At 64.4% G+C, this 21,301-nt stretch carries 20 protein-coding genes; 3 read left to right on the top strand and 17 right to left on the bottom strand.

Annotation, left to right across the window (positions count from 1 at the left end; translation table 11 throughout):
- The first annotated feature begins 222 nt into the window (after window positions 1-222).
- Entirely contained in the window at window positions 223-1,413 is a 1,191-nt protein-coding gene (locus tag R3280_RS10495; RefSeq protein WP_318998555.1) for an acetate kinase, read from the top strand.
- Window positions 1,406-3,592 carry a phosphate acetyltransferase gene (pta, locus tag R3280_RS10490; protein ID WP_318998554.1) on the top strand — a complete coding sequence of 729 codons (2,187 nt, stop codon included), beginning with the start codon at window positions 1,406-1,408 and terminating at the stop codon, window positions 3,590-3,592. The genes R3280_RS10495 and pta overlap by 8 nt, the downstream gene beginning before the upstream one ends.
- 27 nt (window positions 3,593-3,619) lie before the next feature.
- Here pta and der read toward each other — a convergent pair whose 3' ends face one another.
- The 12 genes from der to trmJ form a co-directional block, all read right to left on the bottom strand.
- The gene (der, locus tag R3280_RS10485; protein ID WP_413468766.1) at window positions 3,620-5,050 is read right to left on the bottom strand and encodes a ribosome biogenesis GTPase Der; all 1,431 of its coding nucleotides are present in this window, start codon (window positions 5,048-5,050) and stop codon (window positions 3,620-3,622) included.
- Window positions 5,051-5,106: 56 nt separating this feature from the next.
- The gene (gene bamB, locus R3280_RS10480; RefSeq protein WP_318998553.1) at window positions 5,107-6,270 is read right to left on the bottom strand and encodes an outer membrane protein assembly factor BamB; all 1,164 of its coding nucleotides are present in this window, start codon (window positions 6,268-6,270) and stop codon (window positions 5,107-5,109) included.
- Window positions 6,270-6,926, bottom strand: coding sequence for a YfgM family protein (locus R3280_RS10475; protein ID WP_318998552.1), 657 nt, complete (start codon window positions 6,924-6,926; stop codon window positions 6,270-6,272). Before R3280_RS10475 ends, bamB begins: the two co-directional genes overlap by 1 nt.
- 42 nt (window positions 6,927-6,968) lie before the next feature.
- Window positions 6,969-8,267, bottom strand: a complete 1,299-nt coding sequence (gene hisS / locus R3280_RS10470; RefSeq protein ID WP_318998551.1) for a histidine--tRNA ligase — start codon at window positions 8,265-8,267, stop codon at window positions 6,969-6,971.
- A gap of 61 nt (window positions 8,268-8,328) precedes the next feature.
- The gene (gene ispG, locus R3280_RS10465; protein ID WP_318998550.1) at window positions 8,329-9,447 is read right to left on the bottom strand and encodes a flavodoxin-dependent (E)-4-hydroxy-3-methylbut-2-enyl-diphosphate synthase; all 1,119 of its coding nucleotides are present in this window, start codon (window positions 9,445-9,447) and stop codon (window positions 8,329-8,331) included.
- Between the two features lie 43 nt (window positions 9,448-9,490).
- Window positions 9,491-10,549 (bottom strand): RodZ domain-containing protein, encoded by a 1,059-nt coding sequence (locus R3280_RS10460; RefSeq protein ID WP_318998549.1) that lies wholly within the window; start codon window positions 10,547-10,549, stop codon window positions 9,491-9,493.
- Entirely contained in the window at window positions 10,539-11,345 is an 807-nt protein-coding gene (pilW, locus tag R3280_RS10455) for a type IV pilus biogenesis/stability protein PilW (RefSeq protein WP_318998548.1), read from the bottom strand. Before pilW ends, R3280_RS10460 begins: the two co-directional genes overlap by 11 nt.
- A 30-nt stretch (window positions 11,346-11,375) precedes the next feature.
- Window positions 11,376-12,488, bottom strand: a complete 1,113-nt coding sequence (gene rlmN / locus R3280_RS10450; protein ID WP_318998547.1) for a 23S rRNA (adenine(2503)-C(2))-methyltransferase RlmN — start codon at window positions 12,486-12,488, stop codon at window positions 11,376-11,378.
- A 78-nt stretch (window positions 12,489-12,566) separates the two neighbouring features.
- Entirely contained in the window at window positions 12,567-12,995 is a 429-nt protein-coding gene (ndk, locus tag R3280_RS10445) for a nucleoside-diphosphate kinase (protein ID WP_318998546.1), read from the bottom strand.
- A gap of 85 nt (window positions 12,996-13,080) precedes the next feature.
- Window positions 13,081-14,241, bottom strand: coding sequence for an IscS subfamily cysteine desulfurase (locus R3280_RS10440; protein WP_318998545.1), 1,161 nt, complete (start codon window positions 14,239-14,241; stop codon window positions 13,081-13,083).
- Window positions 14,242-14,265: 24 nt separating this feature from the next.
- Entirely contained in the window at window positions 14,266-14,754 is a 489-nt protein-coding gene (gene iscR / locus R3280_RS10435; RefSeq protein WP_318998544.1) for a Fe-S cluster assembly transcriptional regulator IscR, read from the bottom strand.
- A gap of 84 nt (window positions 14,755-14,838) precedes the next feature.
- Entirely contained in the window at window positions 14,839-15,660 is an 822-nt protein-coding gene (gene trmJ, locus R3280_RS10430) for a tRNA (cytosine(32)/uridine(32)-2'-O)-methyltransferase TrmJ (RefSeq protein WP_318998543.1), read from the bottom strand.
- 180 nt (window positions 15,661-15,840) lie between these two features.
- Between trmJ and R3280_RS10425 the strand changes: the two genes are divergently transcribed.
- On the top strand, window positions 15,841-16,641 hold the full coding sequence (locus R3280_RS10425; protein WP_318998542.1) for an inositol monophosphatase family protein: 801 nt from the start codon (window positions 15,841-15,843) through the stop codon (window positions 16,639-16,641).
- 79 nt (window positions 16,642-16,720) lie between these two features.
- Here R3280_RS10425 and secF read toward each other — a convergent pair whose 3' ends face one another.
- From secF to R3280_RS10400, 5 genes are all read right to left on the bottom strand, one after another.
- Complete coding sequence (gene secF, locus R3280_RS10420; RefSeq protein WP_318998541.1) at window positions 16,721-17,677, bottom strand: protein translocase subunit SecF; 957 nt, start codon at window positions 17,675-17,677, stop codon at window positions 16,721-16,723.
- Window positions 17,670-19,547, bottom strand: coding sequence for a protein translocase subunit SecD (gene secD / locus R3280_RS10415; RefSeq protein WP_318998540.1), 1,878 nt, complete (start codon window positions 19,545-19,547; stop codon window positions 17,670-17,672). Before secD ends, secF begins: the two co-directional genes overlap by 8 nt.
- A gap of 35 nt (window positions 19,548-19,582) precedes the next feature.
- Window positions 19,583-19,945 (bottom strand): preprotein translocase subunit YajC, encoded by a 363-nt coding sequence (gene yajC, locus R3280_RS10410; protein ID WP_413468765.1) that lies wholly within the window; start codon window positions 19,943-19,945, stop codon window positions 19,583-19,585.
- 53 nt (window positions 19,946-19,998) lie between these two features.
- On the bottom strand, window positions 19,999-21,120 hold the full coding sequence (gene tgt, locus R3280_RS10405) for a tRNA guanosine(34) transglycosylase Tgt (protein WP_318998557.1): 1,122 nt from the start codon (window positions 21,118-21,120) through the stop codon (window positions 19,999-20,001).
- 10 nt (window positions 21,121-21,130) lie between these two features.
- On the bottom strand, window positions 21,131-21,301 hold a 171-nt coding region (locus R3280_RS10400; RefSeq protein ID WP_318998556.1), incomplete at its 5' end, for an S-adenosylmethionine:tRNA ribosyltransferase-isomerase.

Genomic DNA, 21,301 nt, shown 5'->3' with positions numbered 1-21,301 from the left:
TCGAAGCCTGGCTCCGCAGTAATCACCGCTCCCGGGTCTAGTGTCCCGTCCGGTCAATTTGCTGATCTTCGGAGCAGCTGGAAGCCTTGAGAGCAAGGCGCGGTGGCGAAGGTTTGGTGGTTCCAAATCGAGTCGCCGCAACACCGCTCCCAAGGCTTCCAGGGGCTCCCGAACGGCGCGGCGCTGGCTGGCCGTCCAACAAACCGCCAGAGGACCCGCTTCATGGACGACGTCATACTGGTCGTAAACTGCGGCAGCTCATCCCTCAAGCTGGGACTGTTCAACCGCGACCTGGAAAGCCTGGCCACCGGCCTGGCCGAGCGCCTGGGCCAGGACGATGCCCGGGCCGAGATCGACTCGAACGGAAAGACCCTGGATCTGCCGGCCAAGGCCGATCACCAGCAGGCCCTGGAGGTGCTGGTGCAGGGCCTCCGCGATCAGGACCTGCTGGGAGAGCAGCCCCTGGCCATCGGCCATCGGGTGGTGCACGGCGGCGAGGCCTTCACCGCACCGGCGCTGCTGGACGATGACGTCATCGCCACCATCGACCGCTGCGCCAGCCTGGCGCCGCTGCACAACCCGGTCAACCTGACCGGTATCCGCGCCACCCGCAAGCTGTTTCCCGAGGTGCCCCAGGTGGCTGTCTTCGATACCGCGTTCCACCAGACCCTGCCGGCCCACGCCTACCTCTACGGCCTGCCGCGACGCTTCTACGAGGACTGGGGGGTGCGCCGCTACGGCTTCCACGGCACCAGCCACTATTACATGCTGCGCCGGAGCGCCGAGCTGCTCGAGCGCGAGCCCGGGCAGACCTCCATCATCTCCGCCCACCTTGGCAACGGCTGCAGCATCACCGCCATCCGGGACGGCCGCAGTGTCGACACCAGCATGGGACTGACACCGCTGGAAGGCCTGGTCATGGGCACCCGCTCCGGCGACATTGACCCGGGCCTGGTGGCCTTCCTGGATCGCAAGGGCATCGACGCCGGCGAACTGGACCGCATCCTGAACCGGGAGAGTGGCCTGTTGGGCCTGTCCGGCAGTACCAACGACATGCGCAAACTGGTGGCCCTGGCGGACGACGGCGACCGCGCTGCCGGCCAGGCCCTGGCGGTGTTCTGTTTCCGGCTGGCACGCTATATCGGCGCCATGATGGCCTCCCTGGACCGGCTCGACGCGCTGGTGTTCACCGGCGGCATTGGCGAGAACAGCGCCCGGGTCCGGCAGGATACCCTCGCCCACCTGGGGCTGCTCGGTTTCCGGCTGGAGCCCGACGCCAATCACCATCACGGCCACAAGAGCGGCCACCGCATCAGCCATGACGACAGCCGCTTCCCCATCCTGGTGATCGCCACCAATGAGGAAGCCGTCATCGCCCGCGCCGCCCTGGAACAAGGATCCGACCATGGCTAAGAATCTGTTCATCGCCCCTACCGGACTGGGCTGCGGGCTCACCTCCATCTGTCTCGGCCTGGTGCGTGCGCTGGACCGGGTCGGCGTCCGGGTGGCCTTCTACAAACCGGTTGGACAGAGCCAGCAGGAGCGCGACGAGCGGGACAGCAACGATCGCTCCATCGCCTTCGTGCGGGCCCGAACCGACATGGATCCGCCGCCGCCCATCAGCCTGCATCACGCCCAGCAGCTACTCAACAAGGGCAAGACCGAGGAGCTGATGGAGGATGTGGTCGCCGAATACCACAATGCCGTCGGCGATGCCGACGTGGTGGTGATCGAGGGCCTGGTGCCGGATCGCAGCGAGGCCTACACCGCCCGCCTCAACGTGGAGATCGCCCGCAACCTGGGGGCCGAGGTGATTCTGGTGAGCAAGCCGGAGCGCCGCACCCCGAAAGAACTGGACGAGTGGCTGGATTTCTCCGCCCGGCTGTTCGCCGATCCGGAGGACCCGGACGTCATCGGCGTTATCCTCAACAGGGTCGGCGAGCCCGAGCCTTCGGCATTTGCCCCCCGCAGTGAGCCCGAGCGGCCTCAGCCAGACGTGGACTATGACCGCGAATGCCGGATCTTCAGCGACAAGCGCCTGCGTCTGCTGGGGGCGATTCCCTGGCAGCCCGAGCTGGTGGCACCCCGGGTCTCGGACGTGGCTCGAGACCTGAAGGTAGAGGTCCTGCATGAGGGCGACAGCCAGGGCCGCCGGGTCCAGAGGGTGTCCGTCAGTGCCCGCACCATCCCCAACATGGTGGAAACCCTGCGGCCGGGTACGCTCATCGTCACGCCCGGAGATCGCGAGGACATCCTGGTGGCCACGGCCCTGGCCGCCCTCAACGGTGTCCCGGTGGCGGGCCTGATGCTGACCGGCAACCTGCGGCCCGACCAGCGTACCCTCAACGCCTGCAAGCAGGCACTGAACACCGGCCTGCCCTTGCTGCTGGCAAAGACCAACACCTACGAAACCGCCCGCGACCTGGCCAACCTGTCGCCGGAGGTGCCGGTGGACGATCCGGAGCGTATCGAAAACGTCATGGAAGCGGTGGCCTCGGCACTGGACACCGACTGGCTTCAGGAGCACCTGAAGATCGAGCGGGAGCGCCGGCTGTCACCTCCGGCCTTCCGTTACCAGCTATCCCGGAAGGCCCGCGCCGCCAACAAGCGAATCGTGCTGCCGGAGGGCAACGAACCCCGCACCGTACGGGCCGCCATCACCTGCCACCGTCGCGGCCTGGCCCGCTGCGTGCTGATCGGTGACCGGGACGAGATCCAGTCGGTGGCCGAATCCCAGGGTATGGAGCTGCCGGAGAAGATCGAGATCATCGACCCGGCCAGGGTGCGCTCCAACTACGTCGAGCCCATGGTGGAACTCAGAAAACACAAGGGCCTGGCGCCGGACATGGCCGAGGCCATGCTGGAGGACAACGTGGTGCTGGGTACCATGATGGTGGCCACTGACGAGGCCGACGGCCTGGTCTCCGGCGCAGTGCACACCACCGCCAACACCGTGCGCCCGGCGCTGCAGCTGATCAAGACCCACGACCATGCCAAGGTGGTGTCGTCGGTGTTCTTCATGCTGCTGCCCGAGCAGGTGCTGGTCTACGGCGATTGCGCCATCAATCCCGACCCCAACGCCGAGGAGCTGGCAGACATCGCCATCCAGAGCGCCGAATCCGCAGAGGCCTTCGGCATCGAGCCCCGGGTCGCGATGATCAGCTACAGCACCGGCGAATCCGGCTCCGGCGAGGATGTGGAGAAGGTTCGCAAGGCCACCCGCCTGGCCCGGGAACGGCGGCCGGACCTGGCCATCGACGGCCCCCTGCAGTACGACGCCGCCGCCAACGAAAGCGTGGCCAAGAGCAAGGCGCCGGACAGCAAGGTGGCCGGCCGCGCCACGGTGTTCATCTTCCCCGACCTGAACACCGGCAACACCACCTACAAGGCAGTCCAGCGCAGCGCCAACGTGGTCAGCATCGGACCCATGCTGCAGGGGCTGCGCAAGCCGGTCAACGATCTGTCCCGGGGCGCACTGGTGGAGGACATCGTGTTCACTATCGCCCTGACCGCGGTGCAGGCCCAGCAGGTCAGCGACGCCCGCCAGACGTCCGACGAAAAGCAGAGTGCTGAAAAACAAAAAGGGGCCTGAGGCCCCTTCGGTATCCGTGCCGGGCGATCAGCTCGGCTTCTTGCTCTTCTGGCGCGGTTTCTTCGGGCGCTTGTCCCGGCCGCGCTTGATGTCGTTGTCCTTCTTGACCTTCTGGCGGGGCGTCATGCGGCTGACCCGGCCGGCAAAGGGATTCTCGCTGGACTTGAACTCGAACCGGATGGGGGCGCCCTTGACGTTCAGCACCCGGCGGAAGGTGTTCTCCAGATAGCGCTTGTAGGCCCCCGGCAGGGAGGCGGTCTGGTTGCCATGCACCACGATCACCGGCGGGTTCGAGCCACCCTGGTGGGCGTAGCGGAGCTTGATCCGGCGGCCATTGATCATCGGCGGCTGATGCTGCTGGACGGCATCCTCCAGAATGGTGGTCAGCCGGTTGGTGGGCCACTTCGCCATGGCGGACTCGTAGCACTCCTGCACCGACTCGTACATCACACCCACCCCGGACCCGTGCAGCGCGGAAATGTAGTGCTTATCGGCATAGTCAAGGAAATCCAGCCGGCGCTGAACCTGCTCTTTGACCCGGGCCCGGTCCTCCGGATCCATGCCGTCCCACTTGTTGACGGCAATCACCAGCGACCGGCCCGCATCCAGGACGAAGCCGATCAGGTGGAGATCCTGGTCCACCAGGCCCTCGCGAGCATCCATCACCAGGATCACCACATGGGCGTCCTCGATGGCCTGCAGGGTCTTGATGATGGAGAACTTCTCCACCGTTTCACGGACGTTCTTGCGGCGCCGGACGCCGGCGGTGTCGATCAGCGTGTATTGCTGGCCCTGGCGTTCGTAGGGGATGTAGATGCTGTCCCGAGTGGTGCCGGGCATGTCGTAGACCACCACCCGCTCTTCCCCGAGCATCCGGTTGACCAGTGTCGACTTGCCCACGTTGGGGCGGCCGACGATGCCGATGCGGATACCGGGGTAGCGGTCTGCCCGGTCCTGCTCCTGCAGCTCTTCGTCACTGGGCAGCAGCAGTTCCAGCATGGAGCGGATGCCGCGGTTGTGGGAGGCGGCAATCTGGAATACCGACTCGAAGCCCAGCCCGTAGAAGTCGCTGGCGGCCACGTCCGGGTCGGTGCCGTCGGTCTTGTTGACCACCAGGTGCGCTTTCTTGCCGGTGCGCCGCAACTGGGCGGCGATCAGCTCGTCGCCGGCGGTGAGGCCGGCACGGCCGTCCACCAGGAAGAGCACAATGTCCGCCTCTTCGACCGCCAGCAGCGACTGCCGCGCCATCTCGGCATCGAGGCCCTGCTCGTCACCGGTCAGGCCACCGGTATCGACCACGATGAACCGACGGCCTTCGTAGTTGCCCTCGCCATACTTTCGGTCCCGGGTCAGGCCGGGTAAATCCGCCACCAGCGCATCGCGGGAACGCGTCATCTGGTTGAACAGGGTGGATTTGCCGACATTGGGTCTGCCGACCAGGGCAATCACTGGGGTCATAATTATCCAATACTCAGGAAGTTGGAGCCGGCAAGGCGCCGGCCCAACGGCTGGAGCTAGTCCCGCTTATTCAGTTTGAAGGCGGCCAGTCGACCGCCATTGCTGTATACCACTACCCGGTCCTGCCAGCGCAGCATGGGCACCCGCAGGCCTTCGTCATCAAACTCGAGCTGACCGGTGAAACTGCCGTCTTCCAAAGACAGCAGATGCAGGAAGCCCTCGAAGTCCCCCACCATCAATTGATCGCCAATCACCACTGGCTGGGTGGGCTGGCGCCAGGCCAGTTCGTCATTGGCCCAGACAATCCGGCGGGTCGCGCCGGCCACGGCGCTGATGGTGCCATTAGACTCGGCCACGAAAATATTGCCATACGCAATTGCCGGTGACCGCAGGCTCGACATCTCCCGGCGCCAGATTTCCTGGCCATTGCGCAGGTCCAGCGCTGCCAGGGCACCCTGGTAGCCGGTCACCAGCACCGCCGAATCCACCACCACCGGCTGGGCAGTCACATCCACCAGCCGCTCCAGCTCGGTGCGTCCCGCGGGCTGGCCGACGGCATACTGCCACAGCGGCTGGCCATTCTCGTTGGCCAGCGCGAACAGTTGGCCGTTGGCGAAGGCCACCAGGGAAATGTCGGTGCCCACCAGCGGTGTGGCGGCGCCCCGCAGTGTCAGTACCGGTACCACACCGTCGTACTGCCAGCGCTTGTTGCCGGTGGCGGTGTCGAATGCCAACACCTTACCGTCAATGGTCTGGGCCAGCACCATGTTGCCGTTGGACTGGGGCGGCGCCAGTACCTCGTTGGGCAGGGCCGCTTCCCAGAGTTCCTCGCCATTTTCCCGGCTCAGGGCCAGCAGGCGGGCGTTCTCGGTGACCAAGTAGAGCTGGTCCAGGTCACCGCCGACGCCGGCCATGATGTCCCGGTCCAGCTCCTGCTCCCACAGGAACTCCCCATTGTCAGGATTCACGGCGACCAGCTCACCCTCTGCCGAGACCGCATAGAGTGTATCCGCCAGCAGCGCGGGCTGGAGGTAGAGAAACTTGCCGTCGTGGCCGTCGCCGACGGTCACACGCCAGACGCGGTCCAGCTCCACCGAGGACACCACCTCGGGCACCGGCGCCGGCTCCTCGAAGGGTTCACTGGAGCTGCAACCGGCCAGCCAGGCGAGAACCAGCATCAAACAGGCCGGCATCCCGTGCCGGCGAGTGCCCACAGGCATCAAGCGTCCTCCCCGATGGCCAGATCGGCCATTTTCAGTTCCAACAGACCGTTGACCTGGTTGCCCATGGCCTCGCGGGCGCGGCGGTAGGCTTGACGGGCCTCGTCGCGGCGCTCCTGGGCTACAAGGATATCGCCTTCAAGCTCGGCAAAGAGGGCGCTGTAGGCGGGCGGTACGCTGCCTTCACGGAGCGTGGCCAAGGCGGCGTCGGCGTTGCCGGCGGCAAACTGGGCCTGGGCCAGACGGTGGCGCACGATGGGTCCCACCGGTCCGCCCTGCTCCACGTTCTCGAGGGCCCACTGCAACGAGCTGACCGCGGCAGCGGCGTCGTCCTGCTCCAGCAGTTGCTGCTGGGCCAGCACCAGCGTGCCGTAAACCGCGTAGGCGCTGTCGGCGTAGTTCTCACGGAGCTGGCCGGCGACGTAGGCAACGGTTTCCTGGCGCTGTTCGGCGTTGTCCTGGTTGAGGGCGCCCAGCAGCCTTGCGAACTGGGCCGCGGCCTGACTGCGGGCCTCCGCCTGGCTATCCTGCCAGGCCTGCCAGCCGAACACGATGGCCAGTGCCGCGCCAACGCCGATCAGAAGAGCGCTGCCGTTCTTCTTCCACCAGTTCTTGATCGCTTCGACTTGTTCTTCTTCGGTCCGCATTTCGGCCATGGCTGACTGACTCCTGCCTGAATTATCGTTGTAGATGGAAAATCACTGTGTTTGATCGGAAACGCGACCGAGCCCGCGCCGCAGGGCATCGCCAACCTGATCCTGAGGCAGCTCCTGCTGGGGGTCGTCTGACCGTAACGGCTTGACTGCCGCGGTGCCGGCGCTGACTTCATTGTCGCCCAGGATGACCGCGTACCGGGCGCCGCTGCGATCGGCCTTCTTCATCTGGCTCTTGAAACTGCCGCCGCCACAGTGGGTCATCACCACGGCGCCGGGCAGCTCATCCCGCAGACGCTCGCTGAGGGCCATGGCGGCGCTGACCGCCGCCTCTCCCATGGCGGTCACGTAGACATCGGCATCCCCTGAGACCGTGTCCGGCACCAGTTCCAGCGTTTCCAACATCAGCACCAGGCGCTCCATGCCCATGGCAAAACCCACTGCAGGCGTGGCACGACCACCCAGCTGCTCCACCAGGCCGTCATAGCGGCCGCCGGCACAGACCGTGCCCTGGGCACCGAGGCTGTCGGTGATCCACTCGAACACGGTCTTGCCGTAGTAGTCCAGGCCCCGAACCAGGCGTGGGTTGACGGTGTAACCCACGCCGGCGGCGTCCAGCAGCTCCCGCAGACGGTCGAAATGCGCCCGGGACTCGTCGTCGAGAAAATCGTCCAGCTTGGGGGCGGCGTCCAGGATGCGCTGGGTGTCCTGGTTCTTGCTGTCGAGGATACGCAGCGGGTTGGTCTCAAGGCGGCGTTGGCTGTCTTCATCGAGATCGTCCCGGAAACCGGACAGGAACTCCACCAGGGCGGCACGGAAAGCACGTCGGGCCTCGGCGGTGCCGATGGTATTGAGCTCCAGGCGGGTGTGGCCGGCCAGCCCCAGGGCCTGCCAGAGGCGCGCCGTCATCACCAGCAGTTCGGCATCGATATCGGGGCCGTTCATGCCAAAACACTCCACACCGATCTGGTGGAACTGGCGGTAACGGCCTTTCTGGGGACGCTCGTGGCGGAACATGGGGCCGGTGTACCAGAGCCGGCGGCTCTGGTTGAACAGCAGGCCGTGTTCCTCACCGGCACGGACGCAGCCGGCAGTACCTTCCGGACGCAGGGTCAGGCTGTCGCCGTTGCGGTCGGCGAAGGTGTACATCTCCTTCTCGACGATGTCGGTGACCTCGCCGATGGAGCGCTTGAACAGTTCGGTCTGCTCCACCACCGGCATCCGGATTTCCTGGTAGCCATAACTACCCAGGACCCGCCGCACGGTGTCTTCCAGATACTGCCACAAGGGCGTCTGGTCTGGCAGGATGTCGTTCATCCCGCGAATTGCCTGAATCTTTGCCAAGGTGAAACCTTAATCCTGTTGCTTCCCGCCCGGTTCGACGCCGCCCGCTGCCGGGCCGGCGTCAGCTGTCGGAGCGCGCTATGATAGTTTTTTCTTTCTCTTCGCGGCGGGCCAGTTCTTCCCGGATCAGACGCTCCAGGTCGTCGGTCAGGGTGGCGTTGTCCAGCTTCTGGTTGGGCTTGCCGGCCATATAGAAGAGATTCTTGGGGCTGCCGCCAGTCAGGCCGATATCGGCCTCCTTGGCCTCGCCGGGACCGTTGACGATGCAGCCGATGATGGCCACGTCCAGGGGCGCATTGACGTCCTCAAGCCGTGCTTCCAGATCGTTCATGGTCTGGATCACATCGAAGTTCTGCCGCGAACAGCTGGGACAGGCAATGAAGTTGATGCCCCGGCTGCGCAGCCGCAAACTCTTGAGGATATCGTACCCGACCTTGATTTCCTGCACCGGATCCGCCGCCAGGGACACCCGGATGGTGTCGCCGATGCCATCCATCAGCAGCATGCCCAGGCCGATGGAGGATTTCACGGTACCGGAACGGAAACCACCGGCCTCGGTAATGCCCAGGTGCAACGGCTGCTCGATCTGGCTGGCGATCAGCCGGTAGGCCGCCACCGTCATGAACACCTCGGACGCCTTCAGGCTGACCTTGAAGTTCTGGAAGTCGTGGCGGTCGAGGATATCGATGTGGCGCATGGCCGATTCCACCAGCGCTTCCGCCGTAGGCTCGCCGTACTTGCGCTGCAGCGCCTTCTCCAGGGAGCCGGCGTTGACGCCGATCCGGATCGGGATGTTGCGGTCCCGGGCGGCGCTGATGACGGCGCTGACCCGGTCGTCCCGACCGATGTTGCCGGGGTTGATGCGCAGGCAGTCAACACCCAGCTCCGCCACCCGCAGGGCGATCTTGTGGTCGAAATGGATATCCGCCACCAGCGGCACCGACACCTGGCTGCGAATACGGCCGAAGGCCTCGGCGGCGTCCATGGACGGCACCGACACCCGAACGATGTCGGCGCCGGCCTGCTGCAGCGCCTCAATCTGCGCCACAGTCGCGGCGACGTTGCAGGTATCGGTGTTGGTCATGCTCTGCACGGCGATGGGGGCGTCACCGCCCACCGGCACCTTGCCCACCATGATCTGCCGTGAGCGACGGCGTTTGATTGGGGATTCCTGTTTCATAAGGCGCTAACCAAGTTCAGCTATGAGTGTGTGCTCGACGGGGTCAGATATCGAGCGTGAACTCCACCCGGTTGTTCACAGTGCGGTAAGTCGACAGATCAATGATCTCACCGCGAAATTGCAATTCGGAGACCGCATCGGCAGCTCCCAGCACCACCCTCATGGGGGGTTGGCCCTCGACTCGCAGTTCGTCGCCCCGGTCGAACAGCGCCGCCACCAGGCGCTGACCGGTGGCATCGGTAATCTCCACCCAGCAGGGCGACACGAAACTGGCAGCCAATGCCACTTCGGGGCCCTCCGGGACCACGGGAGCCGGTTCGGCAGGAGCCTCGGGCTCCAGAGTCACACCCGGTTCGGCGCTCGGGGGCGCCGGCACCGGCGGCGCATCGACGGTGGGCTCGGCGGGCCTGGCCTCGGGTGCGGGTTCCGGGGCCAGCTCGGGCTCTGGTGCGGCCGCGAAGCCCTGGGCCTGGGGCTCTACCGGAACCACCGGCGCGGTTTCGGCGCCGAGTTCCGCCGCCGGCTCAGGCTCAGTGGCCGGCTCAGACTCAATGGCCGTCTCCGGCTCCGCCAGCTCGCCCTCGGGCTCCGGCTCAGCCTCGGGGAGCTGCGGCGCTTCCGCCGTGTCCGGCACGGCTGGCGTGTCTACCTCCGGCACCCCGGTCTGCTGCGGCACCTCCGGGGTGGGCGCCATGACGCGCATGCCCACGTAGGCCAGGAAGCCAAGAATGATCAGCAGGGCGATCAGCCGGGCGACCCGCTTTTTGCGAAGCTTGCGACGCTCGATGTCCTGCAGCGGGTTGGTCTCCTCCGCCAGCTCCCGCTCCCGGCGCGCCGGCTCAAGCTCCTCGTCCAGCTGGGCAATTACCGCATCCGGCGACAAACCCACCTGGCCGGCATAGGCCCGGACATAGCCCTTCAGGAAGAGCTCACTGTCGATCTGCTGGTAATCACCGCTCTCGATGGCCTGGATGACGGACGGCCGCAGGTGCTGGCGCTCCGCGACCTGCGCGACGGACAGCCCCGCCGCTTCCCGGGCTCTGCGCAGCTGTTCACCGGCGGACATGCGGCCGGTCTGTTGCGGGCTTTCTTCAGTTGTCATCGGACGTCAGCGCCTTGTATTTTTGGTATTGCTCTGAGTTCGGATACTGGTTGCGCAGCAGCAGCGCCAGGCTCGCCTCGCGGTTCTGGTCGCCCTGATGGCGGGCCAGCCGGATGCCGGTGAGCAGACTTTCCGGGGTATGGGTCATCTGTCTGTTGCGGGCCATCATGCCCACCAGACGATCGTAATAGCGTGCTGCTTCGTCGTATTGGCCGGCCTCAACCAGGGCACTGGAAAGCGCCAGCAGGGACCGGGCGTCACCGCGGTTGAGTTCCACCGCCCGTTTGAATGCGGTGGCGGCGGCCTGATGATCACCCAACTGACGTTCGGTCAGGCCGAGATTGTAGAAAATCGAACCGCGGTCCGGATAGCCGGTGTCGGCGCTGGCCTTGGCAAACTGGTCCCTTGCCTCCCGGTAGCGTTCCTGCCCATACAGGAAGGCGGCGTAATAGACCCGACCGCGGGTGTAATCGGAGTCTTCCTTCAGAGCCCTCAGGAAAGCACTTTCCGCCAGTGCCGTCTCACCCTCGCGCTGAAGTACCAGGCCACGTGCGGCCTGGGCAGGGGCGTAATCCGCATCAATTTCCATGGCCCGCTCCAGATGCATCCGGGCGCGGTCATAGTTGCCCTGGGCGATGTAGGCGGTGGCAAGCTGGACGTAATCCTCCAGTGCCTTCTCTTCGTCGGCCTCGCGGGCAAAGCGGCTGTCGGTGGTGGTGACGCAACCAGCAAACATGACAACAACCAGCAGACTGCCGATGCACTTGATCAATTGCGGTAATCGCCTGTTACTCACGTGGTGGTCGTCCTGTGTATACGGTCAGCGTCAGGGTGTCATCTGGTGGACCGGAATATACCTCTGACTCCGACGGGTGCGGTCTTCAAACTGGCCCACCAGCTGGCCACAGGCGGCATCGATGTCGTCGCCGCGGGTGGTCCGGATGGTGCTGATGTGGCCGGCCTCACTGAGAATCGTCTGAAAGCGGCGGGTCGCCGTTGCCTTGGGCCGCCTGAAATCACTCTCCGGAAACGGATTAAACGGTATCAGATTGATTTTACAAGGCAAGCCCCGCAGAAGTTCAGCCAACTCCCGGGCGTGTTCGGGCTTGTCGTTCATGCCTTCGATGACGGTGTACTCGATGGTCACCTTGCGCTTGTCCGGCAGCCGCGCCAGGTAGCGGCGGGTGGCCGCCAGCAGTTCGGCAATCGGGTATTTCTTGTTCAGTGGCACCAACTGGTTACGCAGCTCATCATTCGGCGCGTGCAGGGAGATTGCCAGTGAAACATCAGTAACTTCCCCCAGCCGGTCCAGGGCCGGCACCACGCCGGAGGTGCTCAGGGTGACCCGGCGCTTGGAGATGCCGTAGGCCAGGTCCTCCATCATCAGGTCCATGGCATCGACGACGTTGTCGAAGTTGAGAAGGGGTTCGCCCATGCCCATCATCACCACGTTAGTGATGGGACGGTCCGGGCCCGGCTCGAAGGGCATGAAGGCCTTGCGGGCCACCCACACCTGGCCGATGATTTCGGCCGCCGTCAGGTTTCGGTTGAATCCGCGCTTGCCGGTGGAGCAAAACGTGCAGTCCAGGCTGCAGCCGATCTGGGAGGACACACACAGGGTACCGCGCTGGCCATCGGGAATCAGCACCGTCTCGATGCTGTTGCCGCTGTCCATACGCATGACCCACTTGCGGGTGCCGTCCTTGGAGGTTTCGTCGAAGACCACTTCCGGGCCGCGGATCTCGGCCACTTCCTTGAGCTTGTCCCGCAGGGCCTTGCTCATGTTGGTCATCTGGTCGAAATCGTCGGCGCCACGCTGGTGGATCCACTGCAGCACCTGGGTCGCCCGAAACTTCTTTTCACCCAACGACTCGAAAAACGCCTCGAGTCGGGCTTTCGGGAGCCCCAGCAGGTTGGTTTTGGTGGCGGGCGCTGTCATTCGGGAACCTCGGTCAGCCTGAACGTGAAACAACCGTGGTCCCCGAAACGGGAAGCACGGTTGTTCCGGTAAACGGGATCAGCCGCGCGGGCAGATCTCGCTGTCATTGAAGAAATAGGCAATCTCACGCTCGGCGGAGGCGGTGGAGTCGGAACCGTGCACCGCGTTGGCATCGATGGAGGATGCGAAATCGGCGCGGATGGTACCGGGAGCCGCTTCCTTGGGGTTGGTGGCGCCCATCAGGTCACGGTTCTTCAATACCGCACCCTCACCTTCCAGCACCTGCACCATTACCGGACCGGAGGTCATGAAGGCTACCAGGTCGGCAAAGAAACCACGCTCTTTGTGCTCGGCGTAGAAGCCCTCGGCCTGCTCCTGGGTCAGGTGCATCATCTTGGCGGCCACGATGCTCAGGTTGGCATTCTCGAAGCGGCTGTAGATCTGGCCGATCACGTTCTTGGCAACGGCGTCGGGCTTGATGATCGAGAGCGTGCGCTCGTTTGACATGCTAGTTCTCCATTTGAAAGATCAAGAAAAATCAGGCCTGGGATTATACGCAGTCGGAGGCCAGCTGCCTACCGGCGCCGGCGGCTCAGGCCACGGTCCGGCGCACCGACCGCAACCGGGTGACCGCCTCGACGATCTGGCCGGCGGCAAAATCCACCTCCTCGTCGGTGGTGAACCGTCCCAGAGAGAATCTCAGGGCCCGGTGTGCCTGCTGGTCCGACAGCCCGATCCCTTTCAGTACATAGGACGGCGCCAGGGTCGCCGAGGCACAGGCGGAACCGGAGGAGACCGCCAATTCCCGCAGCCCCAGCATCAGGGACTCCGCCTCGACTCCGTCAAAACGCAGGTTGATGATGCCCGGCACCCGCTGTTGGGGATGGCCGTTGAGGTGCACCCCCTCAAGGCTCTGGAGCGCATCCAGAAAACGCTTGCGCAGCGACTCCAGGCGGCTGCGCTCCTGCTCGAGCTGCTCGCCGGCCAGGGCAAAGGCCGCCCCCATGCCCACCAGTTGATGGGTGGGCAGCGTACCGGAGCGCATGCCGCGCTCATGGCCGCCACCATGGATCTGGGCCTCGATGCGCACCGCCGGGTCGCGGCGCACGTAGAGCGCACCCACACCCTTGGGACCGTAGACCTTGTGGCCGGACAGCGACATCAGGTCCACCGGCATCCGACTCAGGTCGATCTCGGTCTTGCCGGCGGCCTGGGCGGCGTCCACATGGAACAGCACACCCCGCTCCCGCAGCAGCGTGCCGATGGCCTCGATGTCCGTCTGCACACCCAGTTCGTTGTTGACCATCATAAGGCTCACCAGGGTGGTCTGCTCGGTCAGCGCCTCCGCGACCTGCTCGACACGGATCAGGCCCTGGTCGTCAGGGCTGAGCCAGGTCACCCGGCAGCCGTGATGCTCAAGCCAGGTGCAGGTGTCGATGACTGCCTTGTGCTCGATGCTGGAGGTGATGATGTGGGCATTCTCCACAGCCGCCACGGCACCCTTGATGGCCAGGTTGTCGGACTCGGTGGCACCAGAGGTCCAGATGATCTCCCGGGGGTCGCAGTGGATCAGGTCGGCCACCTGCCGACGCGCCTTTTCCACCGCCGCTTCCGCCTGCCAGCCGAAGCCATGGGACCGGGACGCCGGGTTGCCGAACACGCCATCCGGCGTCAGACAGCCCATCATGGCCTCGGCAACAGCGGGGTCGACGGGTGTGGTGGCGGCATAATCGAGATAGACGGGTTTTTTCATGGCCTCACGGAATCGTTGCTGGGGTCAGACCGGGGCCTGATCCGACAGGCGCTCGGTGTTGATGGTCTGGGCCTCGCGCCGGCTGTTCTGGCGCTGGGCGACGATCTGGATCTCGCGCTTCTTCATCAGGTCGGCAAGGCTGATCTCGCTGAGAAAGCTGTGGATCTGGTCGCTCAGATCGGACCAGAGATGGTGTGTCAGGCACTTCTCCCCGTTCTGGCAGTCGCCGTGATTCTTGCAGCGGGTGGTGTCCAGCGACTCGTTGACCGCATCCACCACCTCTGAAATGAACACCTGGTCGCAACCCCGGCCCAGACGGTAACCACCACCGGGCCCCCGAACACTCACCACCAGCTTCTGGCGCCGCAATTTGGCGAACAGCTGCTCCAGATAGGACAGGGAAATGTCCTGGCGACCAGAGATGTCCGCCAGGCTCACCGGGCCGTCATCGGCATGGAGGGCGAGATCGAGCATGGCAGTGACGGCGTAGCGGCCTTTTGTGGTCAATCGCATTGGGCGCGGCCTCGGATAACGGGGGTTGGACGGTCAACAATTCCAGAATTGAGTATGAATTGACCAACTATTTCAGTCAAGTATTCAGGGCTCCGACCGGGAGGACTCGAAGCCGGCTTTTTTCTCCACCGCGCTCAGAATGCCCCGCAGGATATTGATCTCCATCTGGTCCATCTGGGCACGCTGGAACAGCCGCCGCAACCGGGTCATCAGCTGACGGGGCCTGTCGCGGCTGTGGAACTCCAGCTCCACCAGGACATCCTCCATATGCGTGAAGAATCCCTCCACATCCGCCACCGAGGCCAGCGGGCGATCCCAGCCGGCATCGGCGGGCCCGGTCATGGCACGCAACTGGGGGCCGGACTCGCCCTCCTCCAGCTGCCTGAGGTAGAACATCCGCAGTTCATAGCAGACCACCTGCACCGCCATGGCCAGATTCAGCGAGCTGTAGTCCTGGTTGGAGGGAATGTGGATGTGGAAGTGGCAGCGCTGCAGCTCGTCGTTGCTGAGACCATGATTCTCCCGGCCGAACACCAGCGCCACCGGGCCCTGGGCGGCATGCTCGAAGGTCTTGTCGGCAGCCTGGGGCGGCGCCATCACCGGCCAGGGCACCTTGCGGCCCCGGGCGCTGGTGCCCATCACCAGCACACAGTCGTCGATGGCCTCCGCCAGGGTGTCCACCACCCTCGCGGCATCCAGCACGTCGGCAGCGCCGGCCGCCCGGGCGTAGGAGGCCTCGTCGGGAAAGGTTTCCGGGTTGACCAGCCAGAGGTTCGCCAGCCCCATGTTCTTCATGGCCCGGGCGACAGCGCCGATGTTGCCGGAATGGGAGGTTTCCACCAGAACGATCCGGACGTTCTCCAGGGCCGCAATGGCCGTTTGCTGTGGCATCGCCGCTTTGCGCATGAACAGGGGGTCTCCGTTGGGTCCGTTAGCCCGCCATGATACCAGAACCCCGGGGCAATGGTCGGCCTGGCGCGGCTATCCGTGACATTGCGGAGGCCGCAAGCCCTGAAAAACGTACCAGCGCAAACCCCGTTTTGTTATCATACGCGGCCTTCACACACCCAGGTGATAACCAGTCTGATGCAACCAGCAATTAAAATGGCCCTTCGCATTGCGCGCCAGGGGTCGGATTATCTGAAAGCCCATTTCGAGCGCCAGGAACTGGCCGAGAAGGACCCCCAGGATCTGCGGGCGCAGCTGGACAGGGTCCAGCAGTCCATCTACGACAGCTTTGCAGAGCAATTGCAGAAATCCTACAAGGATCACGCCATTGCGCCCCTGGGTGAGGCTGACGCCGGTGAGCACGAACGCAGCTGGCACATTTTCCCGGTACTGGGTGCGGACAGCTTCTTGCGGGGCATCCCCGACTTCGCCCTGGCGCTGCTGCAGAAGAAAGACAACCGCGCCGAGAACCTGTTGCTGGTCAATCCGGTGACCGGTGAAGAGTATGCCGCCAGCCGCGGTCATGGCTCCTCCCTCAACAGTCGCCGGGTACGCACCAGCACCGTCAAGCATCCCGATCAGGCGGCCCTGGTCACCAACATCCTGGATCAGGCCCGCGGTTCCGACAACGCCCTGCTCTGGGGTGAGCTGGCCGCCACCCTGGCCCAGAATTCCAGCAGCCTGCGCACTTCCGGTTGCGTGGCCCTGGATATCGCCCGGGTCGCCGCCGGCCACCTGGACGCCGCGGTCATTTTCCGCCCCGAACCGGCGGACCTGGCCATCGGGCTGGTGATCGCCAACGAGTCCGGCGCCCTCACCGGGGACTTCTCCGGCAACCCGTCCAGCCCCCAGGGCCGGCAGGTGGTGGTGGCCAACCCCAAGCTGTTCAAGGAAGTGCTCAAGACCCTGCATCCGTTCCGGGGCCGCCTGCCGCAATAAGGCAGGCGCACCGCCCGGCCCGGCCACAAAAAAGCCGCGCTCCTGTCACCAGGGCGCGGCTTTTTGCTGCCTGAACTGGTTACATCCGGTTCAGCCAGTCCGGCGGCTGCTCGTCTTCGGTCTGCTCACCGACCGCACCTTCTTTGGCCGGGATCATCATGTCGTCGCGGGACACCTGCATCGTCATCAGCATGTTGGCTGCAACGTAGATGGAGGAGTAAGTGCCCACAACCACGCCGATGATCAGCGCAATGGCAAAGTTGTTGATGGCTTCGCCACCGAGGAAATACAGCGCCAGCAGAACCACCAGGGTGGTACCGGAGGTGTTCAGTGTCCGGCTGAGGGTCTGGTGGATGGACTCGTTGATGATGTACCAGGAATCCCCTTCCCGCAGCTTGCGGAAGTTTTCCCGGATCCGGTCCGCCACGACGATGGTGTCGTTCAGGGAGTAACCGATCACCGCCAGCAGAGCCGCCAGCACGCTCAGATCAAAGGTCCACTGGAACAGGGAGAACACCCCGAGGACGATGATCACGTCGTGGGCCAGGGGCACCACGGCGGCCACACCGAACTTGAACTGGAACCGCATGCCGACATAGATGAGCACCACCGCGAGGGCCAGCAGAAGGCCCAGGCCGCTGTCTTCCTTGAGTTCATCACCTACCTGGGAGCCTACAAAGGACGACCGCACCAGCTCGAGCTCGGCCCCGGTCGCGCGCAGGTCCTCGGTGACACGGTTTGCCAGTTCGTCGTCGAAGGCATCGGAAAGCCGCACCAGTACCGAGGTCTCGGCGCCGAAGTTCTGCACCACGAAGTTCTCGTAGCCGGCCTCGGACAGGGTGTTGCGGATCTCATCCAGCGCCGGCGCCTCGGCGTACTCCAGCTCCACCGCGGTACCGCCGGTGAAGTCCAGGCCCAGGTTAAGGCCCTTGACCGCCAGCAGGCCAATAGAGGCAATCACCAGGACAATGGAAACCACGCCCGCAATCTTGCGAATGCCCATGAAGTCGATGGGCATCTTCTCTGGATTAGCCATTGGCAAGTTTCCCCCCGATCGACAGTGTTTCAAGATTACGGCCGCCATAGACCAGGTTCACGATACTGCGGCTGACCAGCAGGGAGGTGAACAGCGAGGTCAGGATGCCGATGCACAGGACCACCGCGAAACCCTTTACGGGGCCGGAGCCCATGGCGAACAGGATGACCGCCACCAGCAGGGTGGTGATGTTGGCGTCCACAATGGATACAAAGGCCCGGGAGTAACCCGCGTTGATGGCCGACTGGGGCGGCAGCCCCAGCTTGAGCTCTTCCTTGATGCGCTCGAAGATCAGCACGTTGGCATCCACCGCCATACCGACCGTCAGCACCATACCGGCGATGCCCGGCAGGGTCAGGGTGGCGGAGAGGATGGACATGCAGGCCACCAGCATCATCAGGTTGATGGCCAGGGCGATGTTGGCCACCAGGCCAAAGGTGCGATAGAACACCAGCATGTAGATCAGCACCAGGGCAAAGCCCAGGGTCACCGACATGATGCCGGCGTCGATGTTCTTCTGGCCCAGGCTGGGGCCGATGGTGCGCTCTTCCACGAAATACATGGGCGCCGCCAGTGAGCCCGCCCGCAACAGCAGCGCCAGCTCGGAGGCCTCCGCCACCGAATCCAGGCCGGTGATGCGGAAGCTGGCGCCTAGGGCGGACTGGATGGTGGCCAGGCTGATAATGCCCTTGTCCACGGTACGCTTCTCGACGGTCGTGACCTCACCGTCCACCCGCTTCTGCTCGGTTTCCGACTTGTACTCGATGAACAGCACCGCCATGCGACGCTGGATGGCGTCGCGGGTGGCCCGGTTCATCAGGTCGCCGCCCACGGAGTTCATGGTGATGTTGACCTGGGGCTGGCCGTTCTCGTCGAAGGCCTGCTGGGCGTTGGCGACGCTGTCGCCAGTGACGATCACGTCCTTCTCGAGGCGGGCGGTACGATTGGGGTCGTCGCGGAAGGGATAGACCTCGGTGGTGGCCGCCGGTGCATCCGGGCGGGCCTCAAGCCGGAATTCCAGGTTGGCGGTGGCACCTATGACCCGCTTGGCCTGGGCGGTGTCCTGCACGCCCGGCAGCTCCACCACGATCCGGGCCTGACCCTGCTGCTGCACGAGAGGCTCCGCCACACCCAGTTCGTTGACCCGGTTACGCAGGGTGGTAAGGTTCTGCTCGACCGCGTAGTCCTCGATCTCCTGGATCTGGGCCTCGGTCAGGGTCAGCACCAGCTGGTATTCGTCGTCCTCACCGCGGCGCTCGTCCAGCAGGAACTGGTCGTACTGGCGGCGCACGAGATTGAAGGCCTGGGTTCGTTCAGCTTCGTCGCGGAAACTCAGCACCACTTCCCGGTTACCCACCAGATCACCGCCGCGGTAGCGGATGCGCTCGTCGCGAAGTTCGCGTTTGACCTGGCTGGACAGGGCTTCCAGGCGCTGCTCGATGGCGGTCTCCATATCCACTTCCAGCAGGAAGTGAACACCGCCCCGCAGGTCGAGACCCAGCTTCATGGGGCCGGCGCCGATACTGCGCAGCCACTCCGGGGTGGATGGCGCCATGTTCAGCGCCACCAGGTACTCGCTGCCCAGGGCATCCTGGACAATCGGACGGGCCTTGAGCTGGGCTTCGCCGCCGGTGAGGCGAATCAGCGCGTCCCGCTCGCTGAGGCTGGAGGACTTGACCTCAATGCCGGCTTCCCGGAGGGCATCAACGGCCCGGTCAAGGGCGCGCTGGTTGACTTCGGTGCTGCTGCGGGCACCGCTGATCTGAACCGCGTAATCGTCGGGATACAGGTTGGGCAATGCATAGATAAACCCGACCACCACGGCGATCAGGATGACGAGATTCTTCCATAGCGGGTATTTATTGAGCATGCGGTGCCTTTGTCAGCAACAATCCTGTGGTGAGGTCAGATGTCTTTCAGGGTGCCCTTTGGCAGAGCTGCGGCAACCGCCACTTTCTGAACCTTCACTTCCACGTTGTCGGCTATTTCCACCACGATGAAGTCGTCGCCCACCTTGGTGATCTTGCCGGCCAGACCGCCGGAGGTCACAACCTCGTCACCCTTGTTCAGACCGGACATCAGCGCCTTGTGCTCCTTGGCGCGCTTGGACTGGGGACGCCAGATCAGCAGGTAGAAAATCAGGATGAAACCGGCGAAGAAAATCACCTGGCCAATCACGCTCATGCCCTGGCCTGCCGGGTCCTGCGCAAACGCGAAGCCGGGCGCCATCACCATCAGGGCCGCGAGGAGGGTCTGAATCATTTTCATGGGTATCTCCGTTGAATGTGAAAAAAGCAATGAGACCGCAACCGGATAACCGGCTACACCCCTGTGGAGGCAGGCGCAGCCTCGCCCCGGCGGGCATAGAAAGCGTCAATGAAGTCGCACAATGTACCTGCTTCAATGGCCCCACGCAATCCGGCCATCAGGTTCTGGTAGTAGCGCAGATTATGAATGGTGTTCAGCTGTGAACCCAGCATTTCGCCGCATTTATCCAGATGATGCAGATAACTGCGGGAAAAGTTCTGACAGGTGTAGCAGTCGCAGTCGGCATCCAGGGGCGAGGTGTCGTGGCGATGGGCGGCGTTGCGGATCTTGACCACCCCGGTGGAGGTGAACAGATAACCGTTGCGGGCGTTGCGGGTGGGCAGCACGCAGTCGAACATGTCGACCCCGCGGCGCACCGCCTCGACGATGTCCTCCGGCTTGCCCACCCCCATCAGGTAACGGGGCTTGTCCGCGGGCATCTGCGCCGGCAGGGTATCCAGGATACGGATCATGTCCTCCTTGGGCTCCCCTACCGACAGGCCGCCAATGGCATAGCCATCGAAGCCGATCTGTTCCAGCCCGGCGAGGGACTCTTCCCGCAAGTGGCTGTACATGCCGCCCTGGATGATGCCGAACAGCGCCGATGGGCTGTCGCCGTGGGCCTGCCTGCTGCGTTCGGCCCAACGCAGGGACATCTGCATGGAGTCCCGGGCCTGCTGCTCGGTGGCCGGGTAAGGCGTGCACTCGTCGAAGATCATGACGATGTCCGAGCCCAGGTCCCGCTGCACCCGCATGGCGATCTCCGGCGACAACTCCACCGGAGAACCGTCCACCGGCGAGCGGAAGGTCACGCCCTGCTCGGTGATCTTGCGCATCTCCCCCAGGCTGAAGACCTGAAAGCCGCCGGAATCGGTCAGGATGGGGCCCTGCCACTGGGTAAAATCGTGCAGGTCGCCGTGGGCCTTGATGACCTCGGTACCGGGCCGCAGCATCAGGTGAAAGGTGTTGCCCAGGATGATGTGGGCGCCAATGGCCTCGATGTCCCGGGGGAGCATGCCCTTGACGGTGCCGTAGGTGCCCACCGGCATGAAGGCGGGGGTCTCCACCTGGCCACGGGGGAAAGTGAGCCGGCCACGACGGGCCTTGCCGTCCTGGCCAAAGGTCTCAAAGCTCATGAAACAGCGGTCAGTCACTGGATGTCTCCTGGTCGGAAGCCGCCAATTCGGCGCCGAGGCTGGGTTGCTGCCCGATAATGTACATGGCGTCGCCGTAGCTGAAAAAACGGGACCGCCGGGCCACCGCCTCCTGGTAGGCCGCCCGCACCGGTGCGATGCCAGCAAAGGCACTCACCAGCAT

Origin of the sequence: Marinobacter sp., from assembly GCF_033722195.1 — a bacterium.
GTDB lineage: Bacteria > Pseudomonadota > Gammaproteobacteria > Pseudomonadales > Oleiphilaceae > Marinobacter.
The sequence above is the reverse complement of the archived record's forward strand: the minus strand, read 5'-3'. Positions and strand labels throughout refer to the sequence as shown.